Origin of the sequence: Citrobacter freundii complex sp. CFNIH9, assembly GCF_002903305.1 — a bacterium.
Classification (GTDB): Bacteria; Pseudomonadota; Gammaproteobacteria; order Enterobacterales; family Enterobacteriaceae; genus Citrobacter; species Citrobacter portucalensis.
In genome coordinates, this window is the sequence record NZ_CP026241.1 from 98,848 (window position 1) to 122,250 (window position 23,403).

Sequence of the window (23,403 nt, forward strand, 5' to 3'; positions counted from 1 at the left end):
AACACTGGTGATCAAGACGAAAGCGTAAAATCGGATACGCTGACTGGCACTACTAAACCCTGCGACCACGGACTGGTTCATAATCATCTTTTAGGGCAGGAGGCCTGTTACTATGCCAAACACTAACGACTCGCTGACAGGACTCAACGTCGAGCTCGTTGGTGCATCGAAACAAGAGTTTACTCTCCTCACTGAAAACCATCTGATGCGCCGCATCATAGTGGCTTTATCTGAGTTAATGCGTAACGCGGAAGGCGTGATGATTGATTCTCATGTTTACCCGTGGGATCAAGTTCTCCCTGCTGCGATGGACATTCCATCATCCAACGCTTCTGATGAAGAGATACAGAACTGGATGATCAGTGCCTGTAAGGAGTGGCAGTGCGAATACAATCGCCGGGTTCAGTCGTTTACCGCATCAGAAGTAAAAAGCAAAAGCGACACCGAGAACGATAACCTATTCCTGCTGAATATCACCAACCTAGCCCATATGCTGATTGACCGGTTACTGCCGTTTGTCAGTATCGAGGAGATTAATCATGAGGATCCAGATTTACTCCCCCAAGTTATTGATATCGTGAATTATATGGTTGGTGTTATAAATGGTACAACCAGCACACAACAAGTCAGACAAGAATTGTTTACTGCCGGTGCTGATGACGCAGTATTTGCACTCAAACTAAAGCACAAAGAGCTAACCAGCCGGGGTGAAGATGCTGGATGGCTTGAAGAGGCAATGAAGATAATCGAAGAAAACAAACGCCAATCCATCGACTTTATGCAGCGCAGCTAATCGTTCCCATAATAAAAGGGTAATGCTATGAGTAAACATCTGTACTGTATTAAGGGTGTTTTAAAACCCAGGAAATTTTCTGTAAGTCTGATAAGAAATAAACTTAGCTCATTTGGTTTAAGGGGAAGTACTCTTCGTAGCGAAACCGCTCGCATTCTTGCCGGGCCAATAGATGGTATTAAGGGTACGTATCCCTTCGGCTGGTCAGAAGAACATTTTGACCGCAGGATGAAACGCATATTCATTCGCGCCGGTAATGCTTCCAGACTTTCTGATAATCGTCCATTTGCATTAAAACGACGCAGCGCTTTAACTATCAGTAAAAAGTATCTTTCTGTGTAACCACCAGCAGACGAGTTTTACTCGTCTGCCTGGCCCCATGCCTCTAATCTTCGCACCCGAAATGAAGTTGCCTGGAGTTCTCCTGATGAAGTTAACTCAAATGAAACTGTAAGATCGTTTTTGTTCCGGTACTTCCATACATAGCCATTTTGCTGCAATGTTTTGAGTGACTTACGTAGGTTGGGCTCAGCTACATCCTGGCTGTCTGGAACAGAGTTAATAAACCCCAGCAACCTGGTGAATGGCACTATCGCAGTGCCTTTTTCTTTGCACAAAAGAAGAAGTACCAACGCATCCTTCTGAATACGGGAAAAGCGCTCCAGGCGATGTTCAGTACCATCTCCCTGCATATTGGCATTGTTCATAATCAACCTAATCATATGGGATATGATTAAGGTTAAAAAACACCCCCCGTTTTGTCACCCTTTTTTTTTCTTACTCACCACTTAAAGCAGTAAGCTCAGTTCGATAAATCTGAATTAAATAAGGCGAGGTTATATGAAAACGAAATTATTGCTGGCGCTAATTGCGGGATCGACTTTCTGCATCAATATTGCTGAAGCCAATATTCCTCTTAGAGCAGATGGAAGTCCAGCAGCGGGGCAGACACCAACTCAGTTCATTCAGCTTAAAAATGAATGTCCTGAATGCGTCATGGTCGCAACTGATGTAGTAAAGATGCGTAGCGATAGCTGTAAACAGCAGGCATCCATCGATTCTACAATCCTACAGGATCCTGTTTACGCATATCTCAACAGTATCCGTCTGGTAGTTGCCGGGAATGGTGGTTATGCAAGTCCAATCTATACATCCGCCCGTCAGGTCGTAGCGTCAAACATCAATTGCAGTGATGCAAACGACTGGGTAGCGAGAAGTAAAACGGTAATGGATAACACCTTCAAAACGCCGTAAACAATCCCTGAATATTTCGTTGCAGTAATGCTATCCCGTAGTATGACGTTAAAGGCGGAGCTTTGAATCGGGAAAAAATAACTACTGCACTTAGAGGTATTTATATGGGTCGTCACTTTACTGGTCTGATTGATAGTTCGCAGCAAAATTTTACAATGCCAATCCGTCCGTATGGACGGAGCCGCATGGCTGCAAAATTAAAAGGAATCTCCCGATTGAAAAAATCTGAAAAGCATGACGATGAATATCCTGATGAACTCTGGAAATTTATGAGTCCTTCAGAGAAAGCTAAATTTCTGGTCGCGGATGTATTTTCACGCAGTAGTAAAGACTCTTCCGCCATTCAACCGGGAGAACATAAGCAAAAGGAGCATGATAATGAGCACTGATAATTTACTAGCAGAACTCACTTCAAAAACAGGCCTGACAGAAACGGAACTTAATCGGCAGGCATTGATTATCGGTTTGATGGCATTGTGCCACCCGGATGCTATTGCCGGTGATTTGGTGAGCGCGGCACTTACGGGGTCATACTCAGATAGTACTGATAAACTACTTACCCGTGGTGATAACGCATCAGACAGTGTGTTGATGTCCATGCGTATCTTACTTCACCGGTTGAGTAAGTATGAAGGGTCTGATGGCAAAGTAGGTCAGATCAATAAAATGATGCACCGACTCGGCTACTTTAAGGCATCCGATGTGTTACGCGAGGCTCAATAAAGAGGCTCAATTTATGTTCACCATGACGAATTTCGCGTCCAATATTCTTGACATGGTTTTTCTATCAGAAATGGAAGGGGAACTCATTTATATAAAAGCGCTTAGCGGCGTTACTGGTTACGTTCCTCAGATCCATCTTTTCCGCCTCCAGCTTATCGCATTTGATATAGGTTGGTACTACGAGTACAGATTGAATTCAGGCAACCTCATTATAAAGGAAATTGTTGAGGCCATCACATCTCTTGGATGTGCTTTAAATGAATACCAATGGCAGTTCGCGTTTGAATTAGGTTATCGCCGTCACCACAAATAAACTTCATTTTTTCATAATTTGCTATTCGTCACTTGATTGACCGGGGGTACGATTAATTTAACACGGATAATTATGGGAGACAGTAAAATGACAGACGCATCTACAATAGACGCAGTTCAACCAAAGGCAAGACGCTTATCATTTAAAGAGCTTCCAGGGTTTGATATTTCTGCTGAAGCACTTCTCAAAATTATCGAAATGCCGTGTATGGTTATTCGCCGGTCTCCTGCAATGAAAGTACTGGAGATGATCACGCTGCGGTTACGTGGGGATTGTCTTTCTGCCCTTGGCATTGACTTAAACTCTGCCCAAATTACCAGTAAAGGGACGGTATCGGGGGGCAATGGTGATATGGACGTATCAGTACCTGCAACACAACTCTTTTCTTTAATCCGCAACATGCGCGGCGAAGATGAAATTAACGTCCGCTTCCATGCGGCAAAAAACCATCTTGTCATTCGCACCGACAAAAACTCCTATAACATCCCGGTTTGCTTAGACCATATACCCGAAATTCAGGCTGAGACGCTGGAACATAATTACAGCGTTTACTTTCCAACGCAGATGCTGAGTCAGATTATCAAGCGTGTCAGCCACGCTGCGGCTCAGAACGATGTCCGCTTTTATATGAATGGGGTCTACCTCGGTATCGATAATGGCCAATTTATTGCTGTAGCCACTGATGGACATCGTATGGCCGTCAGTTCTCATGATATCGACTTCAGCGATGACGTGGGCGATGAGATTCAATCTCCGACAGCTCCTACCTCTATCAGTAACACGAATGCAGGTGTGATTTTACCCAACGGGGTTTTCCCCGTGCTCCATAAAATCCTGAGCGGTAGCCAGGGTCAATTCAAAATTGACTACAGCAACCGTAACCTGACATTTACGCTCGGAAGCCATACAGTCATTTCAAATCTTGTCGATGGCCGTTACCCGGACTGGAAGCGCGTGGCCAGCACGGTAGCCAAAAATACTGAACTGTTTAAGGTTGATCCTTCTGAACTCACCACCGCACTAAAACGCGCAACCCCATTGCTTAAAGAGGGCTCGCCAAACAACACCAGTGTTTGTGTGATGTCATTCAAAGACAACGCCCTACAGCTTAAGTCGCCCGGCTCAAATGCAATCAGTTGCAAAGAGGTGATGGACATTGCGAAAGAGGCAGGCGAGCCCGAAACAATTGTTGATATCGGTATGAATGCCGATTACCTCCTGGAATCACTGGCAAGCCTGGGGGCGTGTTCGGAAGAAGGAGAAGCCGCACAGATTGCTTTGCGTGATACAACGACCGGCATATTGATTTCAGTAAACAAAAACAATTACGACATCATCATGCCTGTCCGTGTCTGACAAAACGCTCTCGTTTTGTCGGCCTTTTCGAAATAGCCAATTTCATGGGCGTGATAACGTTAAAACAAGCTTCCTGACGGGATGGCTATATGCCATCTCGCTCCCATTGGTCGCGATCACTGCGTCCTAATATTCTGGAGCCAGAATGAAATGAAAAGCGTTCTGAAGTGGGTAGGAGCCAAACACAACATTATGGCAAGTCTTAAGCATGTACTACCGAAAGGTGGTCGGCTTATTGAGCCCTTTGGCGGTTCAGGCGCTGTAATGATGAATACGAATTACCCAGAATACATTTTGGCCGATATTAATAGCGACCTGATCGATACATACCAGAGTATTTTTAAGTCGCCTGAAAAGGTACTTTCTGAGCTTAAACGCCTTTACTGTCTCGGGCGTTCTGAGGACGCCTATTATGAGCTGCGAAGCCAGTTCAATAATCATGATAGTGCAAGTGACACTCAAGCTGCTCTGTTTATCTATCTGAATAGGTTTGGCCATCGCGGACTATGCCGATACAACCGGAAAGGCATCTTTAACGTCCCCTGGGGTTATTACGCCAACCCCTATCTCCCAGAGACAGAGTTATACGCAATGGCTGAGAAAATGTCCTCAGCAACTTTACTTTGCGCCAGCTTCCAGACCACGCTATCAATGGCCCGCCCGGGTGATGTGGTGTATTGCGACCCACCATATGTTAATCCCGGCAGATTCACGGCTTACCATGCCAGCGGTTTTACACCCGCTATGCAGATTGAGCTTACCAAACTGCTCCAGTTGCTGCCTGAACGCGGGGTTCATGTCATCGCATCATGCCACGATGCGCCTGATATTCGTGAGCTTTATCAAGCCTTCGCTATTCATGGTGTGACTGCCCGGAGAAGCATATTTAAAGGCAGCGGGGATGGGAAAAAAGCTTCAGAAATCTTCGCGGTCAAATTAGCGGATAACTCGAAAAAGGGAGCTGCGGCATGAAACGCTTCCATTGTTCTGAAAAGCTGCATAACCCAGAGACTGAGAAATTTTGTCAGGATATCGCCGAACAATATCGGACAGCACCTGATATTGCCGTGGCGCAGTTTAAACAAGTGCTGAGCTCTAAGCCTCTAACTTACTGGGAGTGTGTCGTGATCCGCGAGCGTGTCTCTGACCTTATTAAAATTAATCAAGCAACAGCTGAGGGCCACGATGAGCCAATTTAAACCCAAAAGCCTTGTAGTCTACCGCATCCAAAAAGCTCTGGAATTAGACAAGCTGGATGAACAGTTAAGTGAGTTGAAATACACTCCCTGCGGGCCTAATGATATGGCACGGTCAGGATGGATCCCGCCATTGGGTGAAGATGTCGAGCTGTTAAAGCATGAGTCGAATAATCTCATTCTTCTGACTGTTAAGCACGAATCGAAAATACTTCCTCCCGCGACCATCAAAGAAATTGTGCGAACCCGGGTTCAGAAACTGGAGAAAGAGCAAAACCGCAGGCTAAAGAAAATGGAGATCCAGGCCGTCAACGATGCCGTGCTCGCTGAGCTCATACCAAAGGCTTTCAGCAAATACAGCACTACAAACATTTGGGTGGATACTAAATCACGTCTACTGCTTGTTGAGACCACCAGCCATAAAAAAGCAGATGATGTAACAGCTTTGCTACGTAAAACTATTGGCTCACTTCCAATTATCCCATTCACGCTGGAAACGCCGGTAGAACTGACGTTAACAGAGTGGGTCAAAACAGGAAGTCTGCCGCCTGGCCTAGCTTTATGCGACGAAGCCACGCTCAAAGATGTGCTCGAAAACGGGGGGGGCGTTACAACAAAACGCCAGGATTTGATATGTGATGAGATCGCTCATCACATCGAGGCCGGAAAGCTTGTGACAAAGGTTGCACTGGGCTGGATGAACCAGATGTTTTTCATCCTGAATGACAATTTCATCTTTTCACGACTGACCTTTACGGAAGAACTTATTGAACAGAACGATGACATTTCGCCAGAAGATCACGCCCAAAGATTTGATGCCGATTTCGTTTTGTTTACCTCTGTTGTTATGGAGGTTCTGGACACAATGATAAAAGCCCTCGGGGGTGAAAGCCCAGGACTCATCACAACGCCGTCAGACGAACAACAAGGTGTCGCGGCAGAAGCCAAACAACCAGAAAAAACCTTCCATTAAAGGGCTGAGAGATGATTACAGCTACAGAACTCCAAGAGTTATCACGCCAGGTTGAAAATGCTAACATTGCCCGAGCCCTGGCAGTTAAAGAGTTGGTTAAAGAGACAAGAGATCGTCAGTTTTCATTGTGGGCGCTATTTATTGGTCTCTTCAGAGAGACACCGGCGCGAAAAAAGCTGAACGAATGTGAATTGCATCTTAACCTGCTGCTGCCAAAATGCAGGAGCATCTTTCTTCAATACGTAGTTATGTCCTCGTTGGAAGAAATTTCGAAATCACCAGATTGTGAGATTTATCAGCATCTAGTCAACTGCTGGAAAGAAGCTCAGATAAAATATAACGAGTCAGGCAGACGACTCAAACTTGCAGAAAATGCCCGTGAACTATTAAAAACAGCAAAGGATGAATGTAATAGTGCTTCCACAACTGAATTTCTGGATATGGTTACTACCAGTAAAGCAATATCCATACTTTCAGCAATAGACACATCCTCTGCGAGTAGTTCGTTAAAGAGAGCTATGGGTGCGCTTAAGCGATTAGCAGATGAAATGCCTGCCCGGCAATCACCTATTGATTCAAATTTACCAGATGACACGCTTGATCTGTTTGTCGATCTGACTATAAATCCTGTTATCGATATTCTCTCCTGGTTAAATATTGAAAAGCTGGATAATGCCGAAGTGCAGTGCAGCAAAGCCTTAAAGAAACTTCAGACGTTATTAGGACAACTGGGTGCTGAGCATGATTTGAGAACTAAGGATTATCAATCTCAATTAGATACGCTTAAGAGAATTGAACAACCATACATCAAAAAGGTGATGCGGCATATACCCGAAAATATGAAGTTCAAGGAGCCTGAGTATCTCCAGACTATAGGAATGAACCCATGACTCTAAAATATATAATCGCTCTCGCAATATTTCTGACATTTGTGTGCTTTGCAGCTTTCATACTTATCTACGCGAGTCGAACAAAACGAGAACAACAACAAACTCAGCAACCTTTGGACGAGCATGATCAGCAGGCAGATATTAATGCCGATGCCGACGAGAACGCCGCACTTGATGGGTTGAGCGAGTACTTCATCAAAAAAAATTCGATATTGCCAAAAGTCCTGATGGATCTTTATGTGCGCTTGAGTGCGGTGTTCAATGGTCAGTACATTATCGCACCCCAGGTGCTTGCCCGGGACTTAGTAGAGCTGGAGCTCGAAGATGAACCGGTTGCCCCGGTTGACGTACTTCAGGCGCAACAGTACGCAGATGAATTCGTGTTCGATTTTGTTCTCTCCGATGCGCATACCGGGGAACTAGTGCTAGCAATGATCAATGAAGATGCTATCAGCGCTCAGCCTGAAGGAGAGTTCATTATTGCCCTTTTTAAAAGAACTCACATTCCTGTCTTTCGCTATGAAACGTTGTCAGGCTTGGACGATAACGCCCTGGCAGTCAACATCGCTGAATCAATAGACGATGGCCGATTCTCTTAGTTCCACAAGGAATTTATTATGTCTCTGTCAAAAAAACAAAGAATAGTACTGAGGGCTAAATTTGGTGGTCGATGTGCATATTGTGGCGAGGTACTGAAAGAAAAAGGTTGGCACGCTGATCACGTAGAACCTGTGCTAAGGAAATCCGTCCAGGATATGCAAGCTGCGGCCAGAGGGAAATTTAAGCTTAAGGCTACCGGTGAAGTGTTTAATGAAAGTGCCAACTGCTTAGAAAATCTTTTCCCAGCCTGTGCGCCCTGCAATCTGCTCAAAACAACATATTCACTGGAAATGTTCCGCAAACAAATAAGTTTACAGGTTGAAAGGGCACGGAAGAGTAGTATGAATTTCAGAACGGCAGAAAGATTCGGCCAGATAAGCATTGTAGAGAAACCCATTGTTTTCTGGTTTGAACAGTATTCAGAGAAAAATGGTGCTATCAAATAAACGACTAATTTAACATTATCATGGCGCGTATCGCGCACTGCTTCGTCAAATATTCAGCCGTGATAATATTGTTTAGTAGGCCCATTACGGAGCGTATATGACTAATCATACAAACTGGACTGGAGACCTGACCGAAGGCGCAACTATATTTGTAGCCACACCAGATGGCCAGCTCAGCAAATGTAGAGTCGAGTCCGTTCGAGACCGACATTTCTCGGTCGAGGGTATTGAACGTGAATTCGATAAGTTGAATGCCTGCTCAGTTGATGGGTTACTACACTCTTACCCCGACGATTTCGAGTCGAGGGAGTTATTTGGTCTGTGCCAGCAAAAAAACAGGCTCAAGTCTCTGCAAATTGATTCATTATCGTTACAGCAAGTCCAGTACATGCTGGCTGGCCTGGAACTTGCCAGGAAGAGATATGGATACCAGTACCGAGGCAGCAAAGCCGTAGATACCAATCAGAAGGGTAGACTGGCCATGAGCATTGATGATTCGCTTCACCCAATTCAGATCGCTTATATACTGGCAGGTTTAAAATTATCTCTCCTTCAAACAGAGGTGAACCATGACTGCTAACCAACGTAAACGTCCTTCGCGTAACAATCGAGCTGTCCAGTTAACGTCCGAGCAGCTGGTAGAAGCGAAGACGCTTGACCTGAAAGCCCACCATTCGTTTAAAAACCTTATGGGTCTTGCTGCAATCAGTGTCGTGGTGTTTGTCTGTCTTGGCTCCTTGATCCATAAACAACGCTCAGTAATGAACGAATGGGACCTGGGTGAAGTGATCAGAGGCGTTGATTTGAAAGCCGGAACCCTCGCAAAAAACAACTTTTTCATCACCAACAAAGGGCAGTTTGAAGCAAGTGGCGTTACAGTGTCACTTACGGGTACAAAACTGAAATTACAGCAGCATCAGGACGGAAAATATTACGTTTGTAATTCTGCAACAGGTGATTGTGTTCTGGTATCCGATGTACAAGCTGAAAAAATTCGTGACCAGCTGTAGCGAGGGGAAAATATCGGTTACTGTCACCGGTAACCGAAGGAACCTTCGTATATGTCACGACAAGAAGCCGCAACGCAGTTATTTATGTCTGCACCACCAGCAAGTATTGATGTCGTTATTGAGCAGCTGGAAAGGGACGCTCAAGCAGCCGGTATCGATATCCATACAATCTCTGTAATGGCCAGCCTGTTACGTGATCGAATAGAAGCATACAGTGACGTGCTTAAAATCGAGCCTGAGCGGGTGATACACGCACTTGAGGTACTGCGAGGTACGGAAGTGCCGTGGGCTTTTTACACTCCGTCCAGGCTACCTGAGCTTGAAGATGTTCATTGCTGGGAAACTCCTCACGATTTTGACCAAGACCTAGGTGAACACCAGCTGCGGCGCTATATTTGCCCTAAATGCGAGCATGAATCAACCGACCCAATGCGCTGCACGGCTGGCCATGCTCCTGGAGTTAACCAGTATCCTGAAAGCTGTGATGCCACTATCTGGAATTCGCCCGATTCTTGGGATAGTATTAACCCTATAATAAAATTAATTATCAAATCTACGTTCCTGGCTGACCTGACTGTTCATACAATCTTCTATCCGAAAGGGTTGAAGCTTCCTGAAATTCAGGACGTTGAGTAGTCTGCTTCGGGCTCTGTGATCTGATAGTTATATATACCTCATTTAAGACCCCTTACTGGGGTCTCTTTTTTTGGACTTCCGCCGTGCTATGTACTTCACGGTATCCCCAAATATCCCGGCTTATGTAGTTCGTCGATTTGCTTCGTCACCTGCCATACCTGTCTCATAATTTCTCTATTTGGAGAAATCTGATGAACCTACCGACAGCTGTATTAGCGAATAACGATGAAAATGAATCAGACGTCCTCAGCCTTTATGCTAATCCCGTAGACAGTCAAAGTGGCCTCATTGAACATGACGGCTTTCAAAAACTAAATGCCATGCGCGATCTGCTGGTGGAATACAACACAACACTGAAGCACATGCAGGCCATGTATGATGCAGTGATGCGGAACCGGCATGATGAAGCATGGCGCATGTTCTGTGATTCTTGTGACAATTCCATCAAATATACGCTGGCTGTAGAAAATTTGTTCTGTATAGAACGGGCCCGCTGTGCTCTCGATGAAAAGTACTGGCAAAAGCTGCTCGATCTGACCGGCGTAAAACCATTTATGCCCACCGAAAGATACGATGACTGGAACGAAGGATTAAGGGCATGGCGAAAATCATCAGAATCAAATTTTGAGAAGCTTAAGCCTGTACCCTTCAACGAAGAAAGTATCTTTTCTACCGCATTCGCATTGAATGAAGAGAAAAAAGACTACTTCGCCCAGATGGTTCATGGTGTGTTTGAAAAGCTCTCCGCTCTGCATAAGACTAACCGTGCCCAGGGCTTCAGCAACAAACTCATCATAGCCAGCTGCTTACCAAGTAGAGATAACCGCAGATCCTATGACTATCTCAACTATTTTAATGACCTTCGTAAGGTTATTGGACTGATGTATGGACGAAGCGGTGCTGAGGATGTGAATTCGGCTGCGGTCAAAGAGTACATGATGAGTAACCCTGGCGAATGGGTAAGTATTGATAACGATAGTCTTAAAGTGAAGGGGTTTATTAACGGCAATGTGCATATCCTGATTGAGGAGGAAACTTGTGACAATCTCAATCTGGTACTATCCCATTTAATGCCAGGCTGCATTCCTCTCGATCGCCGATACACCACCGGCCATAACTCCGCAAGAACTGTAAAAACCAATGAATATCGGTCGCAGTTGATATCATTCTCTGCTGTTAACTCCTTAATATCATATGCCACTGACCATTTGAACGCGGGCAAACACCTGTCACCGGGGCCGCACACTTTTATCCTGCGGGACAACCAGTCTGTTAGTGAGAAAAAAGAACTGGTGAACATATGGGAGTCATTGGGTGCTGTCAGAAGATATAGAGAAGTATATGACTTTGACTTTAGCCCCGTTGAAGCATTCAAACTTCTGGCATTACATGGTTCTATACCTGACCGCTATACGCACCAGTTCTATGCAACGGTCGGAGAACTCCAGAAACGAGCAATTGATGAATGTATGGTGGCTTCAGGTATGCGTTTGCTGGAACCGAATATCGGTCTTGGTGCGCTACTGAAAGGGTTACCAGAGGGGGTGGATGTTACTGGTTTTGATATACACCCCGCAGCTGTTGCAATTACTGGCCTGCGCTGGAACGTCACCCTTAATGATTTTCTATTGGTCAAGCCTGAAAATACCGGCTTGTTTGAAAGAATTCTGATGAATCCTCCATTTAGTGACTCACGCTGGATTGCACATTTTCAACATGCGATGAGATTCCTGAAACCGGGAGGACGCTTGATAGCAATACTGCCAGGGAGCGCAAAGGAGCATCTTTTAACCCGAGAAGCTGGGCCCGGTTACGACATCAATATTCTGGGTTGCTATGACAACGCCTTTGAAGGAACCGCAGAATCCATAAAACTTTTCTCCGTTGATGCCCATGAATAGTGGGGAAAGGAAGAGCTGGTCGAGTTAATTTCGTCACCCGTAACTGAACAGAAAAAATGAGATAGAGAAAAAGCCGTCAGTTTGTCGATGTTAAATGCTATTCAAATTTTTCAACATGCGACAATTGAGCCAACTACATGAAGAGGAAACACAATGTCAGCATTTCTCATCAATAAATTATCTTTCGAAGATACCAAACAAATAATGTTGTCCTCCATGAAAACAATGGCATCTCTTCATGGTATTTTGGCAATATTCTTGCCGATAATTGCTGGTGGTGGACTCCTGACACTCATCATGAAAAATGTGACAATGGAGGGGCTTGCATTTTTTATCTTACAGCCAGTTGTACTCACCCTCTACCTTACGGCTATCTTATGCCGATATCAAAGCTCAGAGCTAAGATTGAATATCTGGGAAGAACTACGCAACTTTATCGTTGTGTTAGTTTATGCATTATTCCTGACCGTACTAATGATCGTAATATTGTGGTTGGTCAAATTTATGATTGCTTCAGCGGTTGCGGGTGAAACCAACCATGTTGAATATAAACAACCAACATTAACAAGCATTAGTCTGGCTTACTCCAACCTAATAGTGTATTTCAATATGTACGCCCTTGCCACTTTGAGCGTATTTATCGCTACGCCAATGCTCGTTTTATTCATACCAACAGTTACGCGGTGTAAAGGTTCTCTGCTGAAAAGTATACCAGTCATTTGTAAAAGTACTTTTATGAATATTGGGCCGTTGTTCGCATTTTCAGCTATCTCTGGTGTTGTTTTACTTTCGTGGTCATACTTTTCGCTCAGGTATGAATGGTTAATCCCGGCAGCAACTATACCTCTGGCCTACTTATCAATATTGAATTACCAGCTGTCTGAAGCAGCATTGCCTCGTAACCAATAAAAAGGAAACCTGTGATGAGAAAAATAATATTAAATGCGGTTGTTTGTTTATTTGCAATTAATGCATCAAGTTTCGCAATATCAGCGGAAAGCTCTCCATCTCGTGACGAACTGAATGACGTGATGAAAGTTCATGCTTCCGAGATTGCTGCTGTTATCGCATGTAAAGACTACCTCGAAAATGGCGAGGAACGTTTGACTGAAGCGAAATCAAAAGCTGGCCGTGTACTGGGTAAGATGGTAGGCAATCAAGCCAAGGGTAGCGAGTATGCTAGTCGGATTCTGGTAACTGTTAACGAAGCTAAGCCAGATGAGCAACTGAAGGCTGAATTCGACAAGGTCAACCTTGACCACTCAGTCCGCGTTGCAAAATGCGCTCAGCTAGTAGCTGGTAATGCCGCACGTGCGGACGATGCTGATATCAATTATCTGAATTAAGAGGCTAGCAATGGCGAAGATCAGGATCACTCATCGTTATGACATCAATAAAGACATGTTCTATGGCGTAGAAACTAACCAGCCATATGAAAAGGTTGTTCAGAGGTTAGCTTATCTCCAATTGATTCATTCCACGTTGCCTGATTTTCCCTACATGGCTAATTGCCTGGAACAGGCCGATGCAGTAGAACTCTATTGTCGAATCTTTGGTGGTATTCCTTTAAACACAAATCAACATTATACCGCAGAGATTGATTTATATAGGAACTGGGAAATAGATACACGCGAACTCGTTAATGACATTAATTGCCAAAATTCAATTGCCATTTCCGGCTGCGTAGAAAAAATATTTAAATACATTGTTGAAAACTCTGTTCAGATCTATCAGCTCACAAAAGAAGCTTATAAATTAGGGCAGGGCATGACTAATAATGAAAAAGAAGAAATGGCTCTTTTACTGATTTATATGGATTGGCAACTTCAAAGGATGGATCGTGTTTTAATGGGAGAAAAAATTCAAAAGGAATGGGATTGGCACGATTTTGAGGGAAGGTTGATTTCAGACATTTCGTATACACACACCGGACAACCTGACCTATACATCCACAAAGATTAATGTCATTGACGCACAAGCTGAATATATTTCGACCTTGCACAAATAGCAAACAAACACATTAGAAAGAATTAACCATGCATCTATAATGGATTCTGTTAAGCATAAAATATGGGTAGTAATAGATCCGTTATTGAAAATGTAAGACATGCTGGTAGAGTAAAACGAATGATAACCGTTTACCTTCTCTGTTCTGGCGGATGCCAGTTTATGGATGTGCATACTGGAACTATTTGAAATATGTAGGTAGAGGGATCTACTTACTATGTAGTGTGATTAAAAATATTCTGTTTTCTATGTGGTCAAAAAGTTCAGTATGAGTGATATATGATTGATGATTACAAAAGCTTCCTCAAAAACCCCGGGAATTTACCGGAACTAATTAGTTACTCTCCGTCAGGCAGACCTAGCTTAACGAGACGAGTTGAAGATCGCCTTAAATGCGCCCTTATCCTCGGCTACCTCAAGCCCGGTGATAAGTTGGTAACAAAAAACATCGCCGATGCTATGAAAATGAGCGTCACGCCCGTCCGTGAAAGCCTGATACGTCTGTCTGCCAGTAGTGCTCTTGCTTTGACTCCATCACATGCCTTTTTTGTTCCCATCATCACCAGTGAGCAGTTCAACGAGTACATGAGAATGAGGCGATTGATTGAGCCAGAACTGGCAGAAAAGGCCGTACTGAAAATGGATGCCAATGGCTTTGAAGAATGCCTGTCTTTGTGCCAAAAGCTGCGTTCCGCATATGAACGTAGGGATGTTTATCTGGCGCACCAGCTAAACCTCACTCTGCGGCTGAAGCTTTACATATACGCCGGTCTGCCTGAGTTTTTCAAAATTGTAACCCAACTGTGGATTAACCTGTGGCCAACTCTGAGTTACACGTTCGAATCTGACTCGGAGGATAAATGGCCAATATTTTTCTCGTCGCTTGAACTCGCTCTTTCAAACAGGGATGCAGGGGCAGCAGCAGATGCCATTAGAGAGTCACTGGATAAGGGGTTGCGGATCTATCTCAGCTTGTTAACCGAGCAAGGTGAGTAAACCGGCTACTAGTAGCCGGTTCGGATTCAACGTTTGAGGGTTTGCATCATCAGGGAGGGTTTAGGAATTGGTTCTTTCTGCTCAGCAGGCTTATCCGAATCAATGATGGTTGTTGCTCGGATACCTGTGGCCTGGGTTTCCACTGGTGAAGAATTCCGTTCAACGGCAATGCCCAGCGTTTGCGACAGAATGTTGCTCAGCGTTTCGGCATTAAACGATGTCGTGGTTTGTGCGGCCAGCAAATTTATTAACCGAGGGTCGAGCTCATGCAAGGCAGACGCAATTACCAGTGCCTTACGGTAAAATTCCCCCCGGGATCGGCGGGGTAAGCGCTCCATAATATCAAGAGCTTTACCGTCTTCTGGATTATTGCCGGGGCGGAGCCAGACGAGTAAACGTTTATCTTCTTCCATCACATAACCTCGTTTAGACGCTTGCCATTGCTTTGACGAGCGCGAGCTGCGCGTCAGGCGCTTTGATGACATCCAGCTTAGGGAATAGTTCGACAATATGAGAATGGATGAGCTCAGCACCGCCCCCGGCCAGTATGATTTTGTGGACGCTGTTCTGACGACGTATATCAGCTGCAACAGCTTCGGCCAGATTTTTCGACTCAGAATCGATAACGTCAATGATGGCATCAATTTTAGAGTGATCATTGACCGCAGAAGCAATCAACGCTCTATCATGACGGTTTTTAATGATGATATCCGCAATGGCATAACTACTTGGAGACTGGGCATCCTGGAGCGCAGCCATAACAGCTTTTGTCACTCGTGAAACGCCAACATCGCTGTTGCCAAAGATATCAGATATGCCCTCCATTGCCCCCTGAATGATGGCCAGGTCTAGGGTTGTTCCCCCCAGATCGACAACCAGGGTTCGTGTAAGCTGCGTGGTTGTTTTAGGATCAATCAGATATTCAGCCGCAGGTACTGATTCAGGCATTACGTTAACTTTTACAACATGAAAAGTTTCGCCATTATTCAGGGTTATTGGGCCCATAACGTTGGCCTTTTTCTTTTCAATATTAGCTTCGTTCAACTGCGCATCGCTCGTGAAGAACATGGCCACCGGCAGTGTCACTGTAAGTTCAACATCCTGTGGCTCAAGACCGGAAGTCAAAAGGGCATGATGAATTGCTACGCGACTTACAGCGTCGAACTGGAAAGAGGTATGCGTTGTTGTAATTGCAGATGTTGAACCAATGTCGTGAGTAAATTTCCGCCCATCAATGAGATAGTTGTAGATAGTTTTACCACCAAATGCGAGTGGAGTAGCCCAGCCTTCGCGGAAGGCGTTCTGCGAAACATGAGTTTTGATTTCACCATTCTCAATCCAGGCAAGTTTTACGTTCGTTGAGCCGTCATCACAAGCGATGTTCATCATGGTATATACCTCATTAAAATGTTCAAAAGTATCAAAAATCTCTGCCATTTTAGATAGTAAGCCATCCTGAAGCAAGGAATGCGCACCTGTAGCGCACGTTTAATGTCCACAAAATGACTATGAAAAGTGAATTACGAGTGAGTAAAACAGGAACGATTCTATCGGATTGAAATCTGGCGGGGTAAACGAGAAAGAGGGATGTATACGTACATGCAGAGGTCGGTAGCCCTGGAACACCAACGGAAAAAGTAACAAACCACCCGAAAAATGAACCAGTGCCACCAGACTAAATTGTGACAATCGATAGCCAATACTGCAAGAGAACCTAAGAATAAAAGGTATCGCTATATGACAGCTCAGTCGGTAAAATCGAGGAAACCATGTCGGATCACCATTGTAGTTTCTGGTTAGTTCAATAATGAGGTATCCCCAATGACATCCATTCTGCTTACTTCTGATTCTGTTGATGGGTACACTTTTTGTATTTCTACTGATGGTAATGGATGTAAGCTGTCAGTCAGGCCAGAATACCGGCGCAATGGCACACAAACTTATGATGGCTGGTTTCCCAGATACTACTCAAAGCCTCAGTATGCTAAAGCAGCGTTAACAAGGTTCCTTGGAGAATCTGTTAACTGGTCACCACGGACGGGGCTCAGTTAGTCACAGGATACGTAACAGCCTGAGTCCGAGGATACCAACAAGTCAAGAGAACCCCCTGATAAACCCTTAACAATCAACACCTTACCTTGGTGCGCTTAATGTATTGAACATGTTAAATGGCTGCATGAAGTGCAGACATTTAGCCTTCAGCGATGAACTTTCAGACAGTTAATATCGTCTCTGATGCAGCAACATCACTGAAACTCAGATTTTACAGATTGCCCTGATGTTTATTTGTTAAGTATATAGTGCAGCTATTTATAGCATTATCATCATTTTACAGCAATGCAGTTAATGAAGGGATTCCTGATTTCCCACTGAAGCCTGAGCCAGTTCAGGTAGGATACATAAATCTGTGTATCACCCTCCGTCATGTAACTGTTTCGCTGAATCTTTCTGGTCAGGGGATAGAATGCCACCGTACCATAGGGTGTTTCTGAGATAATGATTTTAGTATTCCCGTTATATGCAATTTCATAAACAATATTGTTTTTCTTAAGTTCATCCTCCGTATCCATAACTATTTCATTTCGTATTTTATTCACTTCGTGATAATGCTGGCTCAGTATCTTCATTGCTGAGCGTCGTAATGCTGCTTCCTTTGCATTCTCCATTGTACTGATGAAAGAAACTGTGTCCGGGGAATAGAAACGACGATGTGAAAAATCTTTATCCAACTCATATTCTCCGGGGTTATTTTTCCAGCGGGCATAGCCATTAAGTTTTGGAAGGTCATCGCAGAAATGCTGGAAGTTATGCCATCTTTCGCAAACCGTCACTCCCTTATATCCTTTAAAATATTGTTTCCCTTTAACTGTCATGTAGCACCTTGCCAACATATTATGCCAGAGAATGAACGCTCTTGTTCTCTGATGGCTTCGGGTGTTTTCAATTGTGGAATGCTTTCCATTTCCAATATATCCCACATCATAATAACGGGGCTTCATCAACAGTGTTATTCGTTCATCTTCTGAGGACGGGAACGCGTCACCTGAGACTGCACCTGATTTAATATGCGTACCGTAGGCCTCTTTGATTATGCCGCTGTCTTTAAATTGCACAACATAATATCCGCGTCTTGATTTATCTTCGGAGCGACCAAGAACAGAGCATTCACCATTATGCTTCGTGGTAAATACAGCACCGGGAAATAACGTGTTATGGTTGTAGTTCTGGTGGTATCTCTTGTTTCGAAAAAGCGTCATTTAATATTTCCTGAGTAAAGAATTGGAGGGAGAAAAAGAATCGGGTCGGGTCCTGTTTTTCCCCTTTAACTTCTGTCAGGCCAGCACTCCGGGTGGAGGTCAGGAATTAAATTTAAGAATCCATTCAAAAAAATAAAATTTAAAATAATACAGACAATGCAATGTGACAGGTATCGTGTCGTTCTGTCAGCAGTAATCTGAGGTTGTCACAAAGCAGGCTCAGCACCCTGCCTTATCATGCACTGGTGCGCTCAGAATGCGCTACAGGCACTGTAAATACGGGTCAGGGCAGGGTGTGCAGAGTCTGTCTGATGGCAGGATTCCGGCATATGCACCACTGTTCATTTATACAGTTAAATGAAATTAGTGCAGATTGTGACCGGAGGTTGCACTGGCGTGATTGTGGGCTGTTTCAGGGCTGAAGTATGGCTTTGCACCGACTGCATTCCCCTGATGGCCTGTAGCGCGTTATATGCTTCTGGTTATGCTGATGTGCTGTGCCGGAATCACCCGATAGGGTGGTAAAATAAAAATAAATATAATCAATTTACAGATTCAAATATCCATGCTACCATCGCCAAATCGCCAACCGGGGTTAAACCCTTATTATGATATATTTATTCTTAATCGGTTTTCTGTACTTACTCTGAACCTCTCAATATTATCCCAATATTAAGCCCTCCGCAGGAGAGCCATACGGCTTGAGTTAACAAAGAATCAGAATAAAAAAATAAGAATCTCCACCAAAATGAAGACCCTTACATGTCAGCATCAGAGAAATATCAGCAATCTACTTTATCAAAGTCTATCCTGAAATCATCTTTCATGGCATCGGCATTATTCATTTGCTTTCCATTTCTTAATAACTGAAGCTCTTTGAGTATTTCCTTCTGAATGTCCGCCTGAGTAAACAGAACTGTTTTTAGCTCATAGGATGTAATGCTTTTGATTATCCATGCAGCACAGACAACGGTGATAATGATTTTTGCCGTATCAAAGCTGATGAAAGCATACCCCTGAAGTATCGAATACCATGACGGGTTGTCAGTTCCAATAAAATAGAGCCAAATCAGTATGGTTATTGTAAGATTGATAGCGAGCGTTAATTTTGAAAGATGTTTTGTCAAAAATGAACTGTTCATTTTTTTGTATTCCTTTTTAGTTTTGTTTTCCAGTGTTGCATCCGGCGCGATATGCCTGAGTAACTTCAATATGCTCGGCTCGTTCCATTCCTCGTAAGTTTTCCGTCTGTTTATTAAATTTCTTTATTTTCTTCTCACAGACGGAATTGCGATGCTGTATTGCGTCCCTGGCTCCGGTTATACATGCGCCATAAATAACATCCGGGTTGGCAATTCTGGAAAAATTTGCGTAAGAATCACATGTAGCAGTCACTCTCATCTGCATCTGTGATTGCGTAATCGCCAGTGACTGATTTGCAAATAACAAACCGGCGATTGATATCAATAAGGGAAGGGTGGTTGAATTTTTCATTCAGCACCTCCCTGTAAAATACAATCAATTCCCATTGCATCAGTACCCCAAAGCTTGATATCCGGTTCACCACCTGATGCACCCTGAGTGCTCATATCCAGAGCAAGGATATAGAAACTGTTTTCATCAACATCAAACTCGTAGTTAACAAGTGGAGCGCCACTGGTCTGATACACCGATTGCTGAATATCCTGAATACGTTTTTGTGAGATGAGCTTGCCGTGATGCAGTAACTTTATGACGCCAGCGTCTTTCATGTAGCTCATGAATCCACTACTGGCACTACCGGTAACGTGTCGCTCAATGCTCCAGCCATCATGACAAACAATATTGTCTGCCATTGCAGTAACCGGAATGGTCATACTGGCGGCAAAGGTAAGGATTGGTATCAATCGTTTCATTCGAATCAGGTCCTAAGAAAATTATCAGGACGCCCGGTAATCTCAGTGAAGGCCGCAAGACATTTCAATCGTTATGCGCAACAGAGAGTACGGGCAACACAGCCAGCACAAGGATGACCATAAAACATCAGATTCAGCCTTTATCTACGTTTGTCAAAGCAAGTTTAAAATGTCACCTCTTTGTGCAAGATAGAAAGGGCACTTTCAGCCTATGTAATCATATTAATGTGACTGCTGCGTTATCCCACTCAACCAATTAATAAAGCAAAAGTTAAATATGAAAGACTGGAATAAAAATATAACGAAAACATCTTAATATGGAAATATCTGTGTCAACGGGATCTTTAGTTATTGAATATCTGGTTCTAAATAGGTTCTACATTCAACGGGAAGGGAAACCAAATATCTATATGTTTTTTATAAATACCATTACGTGGCAAACAACAATCTGCATATTTTTTTAAAGAATCTCCACATGGACAAATATTTTCTGGCGATAATACTCCATCATGTTCTTTCGCCTTAAATCTCCAGGTCGTAATATTGAAAATTTGATGTGGGGATTGTATGTATTTGACAACACTAATTAAAGTTGAATAGTTATAATGATCACCATCATTGGAGAAAAAAACACTACATTTGTTAACGGGATTACTAACTATGTCATAAGTAATTAATTCAAAATCGATCACTTCATCAAAGCAAAGAACTCCATTATAAAGTTTATTTTTAACATGACCACAATCATTAATAAAACTACGGGTTGTATTACATACTGAACATTTCACTTCTTTTATTATTTCACGAGAACTACCGAAGATTTTATATGGGAATAACGCCTGCCAATTACATACCATTCTCGCTAAGAAGTTAACACCATAGAAATTAACCTCAGGCAGAAACTCATTATTTTCTTTAATATGTATTAAATCTATTTCTATCCTTTCAAGTTCTACCCATGCTTCATAAAAATCACCTCTTGTAAGTAAATTAATGACTTGAATATATTTTAAATGGGCTAGTAAAATTGTTTTGTATAAAAACAATCTGTTTGATTCATTATTCAAGCTCAAGGATTGAGCTTTTTTTAACTCAGCATTAAGATAATCAAGAATAGCACTATCTTCTTGAGTAATACACATCCAACGCTTTAACTTTTCGTGAATATTCATAATATCTATATAGATTTTTATTTGATTTTGTTAATTACTTTTAAAACATCGTCTACTTTTCCAGAAACAGTGTATTTCACATGTTTTCCTGATTTATTTTTTTTAATTATAGAGACTTTAACGTCTATATCTCTAGTTCCAAAGTTATCAATTTTTTTCTGAATATAATTTGAAACAAGATTTACTAAAAAAGGTATCATTACTGATGTGGCAAAGAAAGTGCCTAACGCTAACGTTATACTGTTTAATTGCAGGTACGAAACACCATTAGAATCTCCGTACACTTTAACATTAGAATGTGATTGCTTGGTGAACTGGAAAAAATCCAGTGCATTACCTCCAGTAATTTTTGAACTATCAAAAACGATCGCAATCTCATCATCTTGAGGTTCATATGAAGAAATGATTTTTACCTCTTCATCTTCATCACTCATTTCACTCAAAGTAATGGGGTTCATTCTCAACTCCTTGTTTTATATTTTTACATTCAAATTTTACTATACGACTGGTTAATTGCTCCTGTCCAACACACACCAGAGTTCATATGCTTAGCATACAAGGGACCAATGCCAGTAGCGACAGGCTAGTGTGTCAAAAAACCACATGAAGATCAATCTCCTGCGGAAAATTTGGCCGCAATTAGTTTCATTGTCCTTTCCATGCCTTGATAAACTGTCGCATCTGTAATGTTTAACCTTGCGAGTTCCTTAAGTATTCTAGCTTTGTTTCTGATCACTATTTTTTCTACTTTAAACTCTTGCATAGCATCATCAGGGTTTGAAACTAAATCGGGATAAACAGCATTATTCCCAAATAATAAGAATGCACCTGACTGTGATGACATCCTTTCATTATTATTTCTTCCTTTAACGAAAATTAACCTTTCCAAATCTGATGGTATAATTACATCTTTAAAATAAGGTTTTTCATCTTTAATGTAATGTATGAGTTTTTGACAAGCTTCAGTTTTATTGAAAGCCTCCTTGTCCATTTTACAATCCAGCTGATCTTTCAGTGTTTGACTTAGCATTGATATATTTGATATGCAACTTACTGTTTCAGAGTCAAAGAATTTTATACGATCCCTTTTTGTTTTGAAAATAATAACATGTCCATCAACCTCATTTGTATTTTCATTATTACTAATGTCGCAACAAGCGAAATACAGAGCGATTAGTGGATTTGATGTTATATCCAACAAACGAGTTGGTAGTCCGTAGTGTTGCATCCTTACTAACTTGTCTAGCATTGTTTTATCATCAACAAACTCAGTTGGCCTTGCTGTTAGGGCTTCACGGACTAAATTTGATTCACTGTGCAAATGCTTGAAGTTACCTTTTTTGTTTTTCCTGAAAACTGATGGAGCCAACTCGTAAGATACATCAGAATGTCCACGATAAAATATTTCTGCATCTTCTTCATGATCTTGTTCTAAAACACGCGCCATGAAACTTTGAACATTATCTATTATTGGGTAGTTATCAACTTCATCAGGAAGTGCTTCAGTAGGAGGAAGTGGTGTACTTCTTGTCGTTATATTTAGAAGTGCTAATGTTTGATTTAAATCACGTGCTTTTATTCCCCAGTGAGTCCGTTTCAGCCCATATGCACCTAATTCTAAAGCTGTTTGATATAACTCTTTGTTTATCACTACGACATCATCTTGTGAGTGAGTGATTCTGAAATCAAACTCAACATTTTTGTTAACTGTTCGTAGATTTGAAATTACACCAAGTCGCAAAGTAATGTATTCAACATTGTCTCGGGAATAAAGTTCTGACATAAAAAGCGTAGGTAATTTCTCAATATAAGATAATGCTTTATCATTCAAAGGCGTTAACTTCAACCGGATGTCATCAGAGGTGCCTTCTAACATACGTGATATAGGAAAATCACAACTCCCACTAACCCGTTCATACATGGGCCAATGTTCAAAATAGTCAGGTTCTCCGCCCATAATTAGATTAAACATTAAAACTAAATCC

Annotated in this window: 31 protein-coding genes; 21 read left to right on the forward strand and 10 right to left on the reverse strand. The window is 42.6% G+C overall.

The features are described 5' to 3' along the window. Positions 1-112: 112 nt before the first annotated feature. Together C2U43_RS26575 and C2U43_RS29495 are read left to right on the forward strand one after the other, a co-directional pair. Positions 113-793, forward strand: coding sequence for a hypothetical protein (locus tag C2U43_RS26575; protein WP_007372161.1), 681 nt, complete (start codon positions 113-115; stop codon positions 791-793). Between the two features lie 27 nt (positions 794-820). Next, the gene (locus C2U43_RS29495) at positions 821-1,135 is read left to right on the forward strand and encodes a hypothetical protein (protein ID WP_127649449.1); all 315 of its coding nucleotides are present in this window, start codon (positions 821-823) and stop codon (positions 1,133-1,135) included. Positions 1,136-1,152: 17 nt separating this feature from the next. Here the strand turns inward: C2U43_RS29495 and C2U43_RS26580 are convergent, their stop codons facing one another. Beyond that, positions 1,153-1,500 (reverse strand): hypothetical protein, encoded by a 348-nt coding sequence (locus C2U43_RS26580; protein WP_127649446.1) that lies wholly within the window; start codon positions 1,498-1,500, stop codon positions 1,153-1,155. Positions 1,501-1,633: 133 nt separating this feature from the next. Between C2U43_RS26580 and C2U43_RS26585 the strand changes: the two genes are divergently transcribed. The 19 genes from C2U43_RS26585 to C2U43_RS26675 all read left to right on the forward strand — a co-directional run bounded on the left by C2U43_RS26585 (position 1,634) and on the right by C2U43_RS26675 (position 15,094). Further along, entirely contained in the window at positions 1,634-2,047 is a 414-nt protein-coding gene (locus tag C2U43_RS26585; protein ID WP_007372162.1) for a hypothetical protein, read from the forward strand. Between the two features lie 62 nt (positions 2,048-2,109). After that, positions 2,110-2,436, forward strand: a complete 327-nt coding sequence (locus C2U43_RS29915; protein WP_223227020.1) for a hypothetical protein — start codon at positions 2,110-2,112, stop codon at positions 2,434-2,436. Then, positions 2,426-2,770, forward strand: a complete 345-nt coding sequence (locus C2U43_RS26595; protein ID WP_032951317.1) for a hypothetical protein — start codon at positions 2,426-2,428, stop codon at positions 2,768-2,770. Before C2U43_RS29915 ends, C2U43_RS26595 begins: the two co-directional genes overlap by 11 nt. A gap of 13 nt (positions 2,771-2,783) precedes the next feature. Further along, positions 2,784-3,083, forward strand: a complete 300-nt coding sequence (locus C2U43_RS26600) for a hypothetical protein (RefSeq protein ID WP_009653866.1) — start codon at positions 2,784-2,786, stop codon at positions 3,081-3,083. A gap of 87 nt (positions 3,084-3,170) precedes the next feature. Next, positions 3,171-4,439, forward strand: coding sequence for a DNA polymerase III subunit beta (gene dnaN, locus C2U43_RS26605; RefSeq protein ID WP_223307982.1), 1,269 nt, complete (start codon positions 3,171-3,173; stop codon positions 4,437-4,439). A gap of 150 nt (positions 4,440-4,589) precedes the next feature. Further along, entirely contained in the window at positions 4,590-5,411 is an 822-nt protein-coding gene (locus C2U43_RS26610) for a DNA adenine methylase (protein WP_007372165.1), read from the forward strand. Continuing rightward, entirely contained in the window at positions 5,408-5,638 is a 231-nt protein-coding gene (locus tag C2U43_RS26615; RefSeq protein WP_007372166.1) for a hypothetical protein, read from the forward strand. Before C2U43_RS26610 ends, C2U43_RS26615 begins: the two co-directional genes overlap by 4 nt. Beyond that, the gene (rdgC, locus tag C2U43_RS26620) at positions 5,625-6,608 is read left to right on the forward strand and encodes a recombination-associated protein RdgC (RefSeq protein WP_103286028.1); all 984 of its coding nucleotides are present in this window, start codon (positions 5,625-5,627) and stop codon (positions 6,606-6,608) included. Before C2U43_RS26615 ends, rdgC begins: the two co-directional genes overlap by 14 nt. An 11-nt stretch (positions 6,609-6,619) precedes the next feature. Next, positions 6,620-7,498, forward strand: a complete 879-nt coding sequence (locus C2U43_RS26625; protein WP_009654998.1) for a hypothetical protein — start codon at positions 6,620-6,622, stop codon at positions 7,496-7,498. Beyond that, on the forward strand, positions 7,495-8,097 hold the full coding sequence (locus C2U43_RS26630) for a hypothetical protein (RefSeq protein WP_223226832.1): 603 nt from the start codon (positions 7,495-7,497) through the stop codon (positions 8,095-8,097). The genes C2U43_RS26625 and C2U43_RS26630 overlap by 4 nt, the downstream gene beginning before the upstream one ends. 18 nt (positions 8,098-8,115) lie before the next feature. Continuing rightward, positions 8,116-8,544: an HNH endonuclease gene (locus C2U43_RS26635; RefSeq protein WP_032951321.1), complete on the forward strand. Its 429-nt coding sequence runs from the start codon at positions 8,116-8,118 to the stop codon at positions 8,542-8,544. Positions 8,545-8,641: 97 nt separating this feature from the next. Continuing rightward, the gene (locus tag C2U43_RS26640; RefSeq protein WP_032951323.1) at positions 8,642-9,124 is read left to right on the forward strand and encodes a hypothetical protein; all 483 of its coding nucleotides are present in this window, start codon (positions 8,642-8,644) and stop codon (positions 9,122-9,124) included. Continuing rightward, positions 9,114-9,554 (forward strand): hypothetical protein, encoded by a 441-nt coding sequence (locus tag C2U43_RS26645; RefSeq protein WP_223226831.1) that lies wholly within the window; start codon positions 9,114-9,116, stop codon positions 9,552-9,554. Before C2U43_RS26640 ends, C2U43_RS26645 begins: the two co-directional genes overlap by 11 nt. 51 nt (positions 9,555-9,605) lie before the next feature. Next, positions 9,606-10,190 (forward strand): hypothetical protein, encoded by a 585-nt coding sequence (locus C2U43_RS26650; RefSeq protein ID WP_032951326.1) that lies wholly within the window; start codon positions 9,606-9,608, stop codon positions 10,188-10,190. Between the two features lie 191 nt (positions 10,191-10,381). Further along, positions 10,382-12,091 (forward strand): DUF4942 domain-containing protein, encoded by a 1,710-nt coding sequence (locus tag C2U43_RS26655; protein ID WP_007372173.1) that lies wholly within the window; start codon positions 10,382-10,384, stop codon positions 12,089-12,091. A 153-nt stretch (positions 12,092-12,244) separates the two neighbouring features. Then, positions 12,245-13,000, forward strand: a complete 756-nt coding sequence (locus C2U43_RS26660) for a hypothetical protein (RefSeq protein WP_009654999.1) — start codon at positions 12,245-12,247, stop codon at positions 12,998-13,000. A 14-nt stretch (positions 13,001-13,014) separates the two neighbouring features. Then, on the forward strand, positions 13,015-13,437 hold the full coding sequence (locus C2U43_RS26665) for a hypothetical protein (protein WP_043016719.1): 423 nt from the start codon (positions 13,015-13,017) through the stop codon (positions 13,435-13,437). Between the two features lie 10 nt (positions 13,438-13,447). Next, positions 13,448-14,053 carry a hypothetical protein gene (locus C2U43_RS26670; protein WP_043016718.1) on the forward strand — a complete coding sequence of 202 codons (606 nt, stop codon included), beginning with the start codon at positions 13,448-13,450 and terminating at the stop codon, positions 14,051-14,053. Positions 14,054-14,377: 324 nt separating this feature from the next. Continuing rightward, positions 14,378-15,094, forward strand: a complete 717-nt coding sequence (locus tag C2U43_RS26675; protein WP_080940394.1) for a GntR family transcriptional regulator — start codon at positions 14,378-14,380, stop codon at positions 15,092-15,094. Positions 15,095-15,120: 26 nt separating this feature from the next. Here C2U43_RS26675 and C2U43_RS26680 read toward each other — a convergent pair whose 3' ends face one another. From C2U43_RS26680 to C2U43_RS26725, 9 genes are all read right to left on the reverse strand, one after another. Further along, positions 15,121-15,507: a plasmid partitioning/stability family protein gene (locus C2U43_RS26680; RefSeq protein WP_009652914.1), complete on the reverse strand. Its 387-nt coding sequence runs from the start codon at positions 15,505-15,507 to the stop codon at positions 15,121-15,123. Between the two features lie 13 nt (positions 15,508-15,520). After that, positions 15,521-16,558, reverse strand: a complete 1,038-nt coding sequence (gene parM / locus C2U43_RS26685; RefSeq protein ID WP_009652920.1) for a plasmid segregation protein ParM domain-containing protein — start codon at positions 16,556-16,558, stop codon at positions 15,521-15,523. Positions 16,559-17,418: 860 nt separating this feature from the next. Then, complete coding sequence (locus C2U43_RS26695; RefSeq protein WP_045269653.1) at positions 17,419-18,351, reverse strand: hypothetical protein; 933 nt, start codon at positions 18,349-18,351, stop codon at positions 17,419-17,421. 782 nt (positions 18,352-19,133) lie between these two features. Beyond that, entirely contained in the window at positions 19,134-19,493 is a 360-nt protein-coding gene (locus C2U43_RS26700; RefSeq protein ID WP_045269654.1) for a hypothetical protein, read from the reverse strand. Positions 19,494-19,509: 16 nt separating this feature from the next. Then, positions 19,510-19,845, reverse strand: a complete 336-nt coding sequence (locus C2U43_RS26705) for a hypothetical protein (RefSeq protein ID WP_045269657.1) — start codon at positions 19,843-19,845, stop codon at positions 19,510-19,512. After that, positions 19,842-20,246 carry a hypothetical protein gene (locus C2U43_RS26710; RefSeq protein WP_045269655.1) on the reverse strand — a complete coding sequence of 135 codons (405 nt, stop codon included), beginning with the start codon at positions 20,244-20,246 and terminating at the stop codon, positions 19,842-19,844. Before C2U43_RS26710 ends, C2U43_RS26705 begins: the two co-directional genes overlap by 4 nt. Before the next feature lie 365 nt (positions 20,247-20,611). Further along, on the reverse strand, positions 20,612-21,418 hold the full coding sequence (locus tag C2U43_RS26715; RefSeq protein ID WP_016239971.1) for a hypothetical protein: 807 nt from the start codon (positions 21,416-21,418) through the stop codon (positions 20,612-20,614). A 17-nt stretch (positions 21,419-21,435) separates the two neighbouring features. Beyond that, on the reverse strand, positions 21,436-21,876 hold the full coding sequence (locus C2U43_RS26720) for a hypothetical protein (protein ID WP_016239970.1): 441 nt from the start codon (positions 21,874-21,876) through the stop codon (positions 21,436-21,438). A gap of 152 nt (positions 21,877-22,028) precedes the next feature. Beyond that, positions 22,029-23,390 carry an FRG domain-containing protein gene (locus C2U43_RS26725; protein ID WP_103286029.1) on the reverse strand — a complete coding sequence of 454 codons (1,362 nt, stop codon included), beginning with the start codon at positions 23,388-23,390 and terminating at the stop codon, positions 22,029-22,031. Between the last annotated feature and the right edge of the window lie 13 nt (positions 23,391-23,403).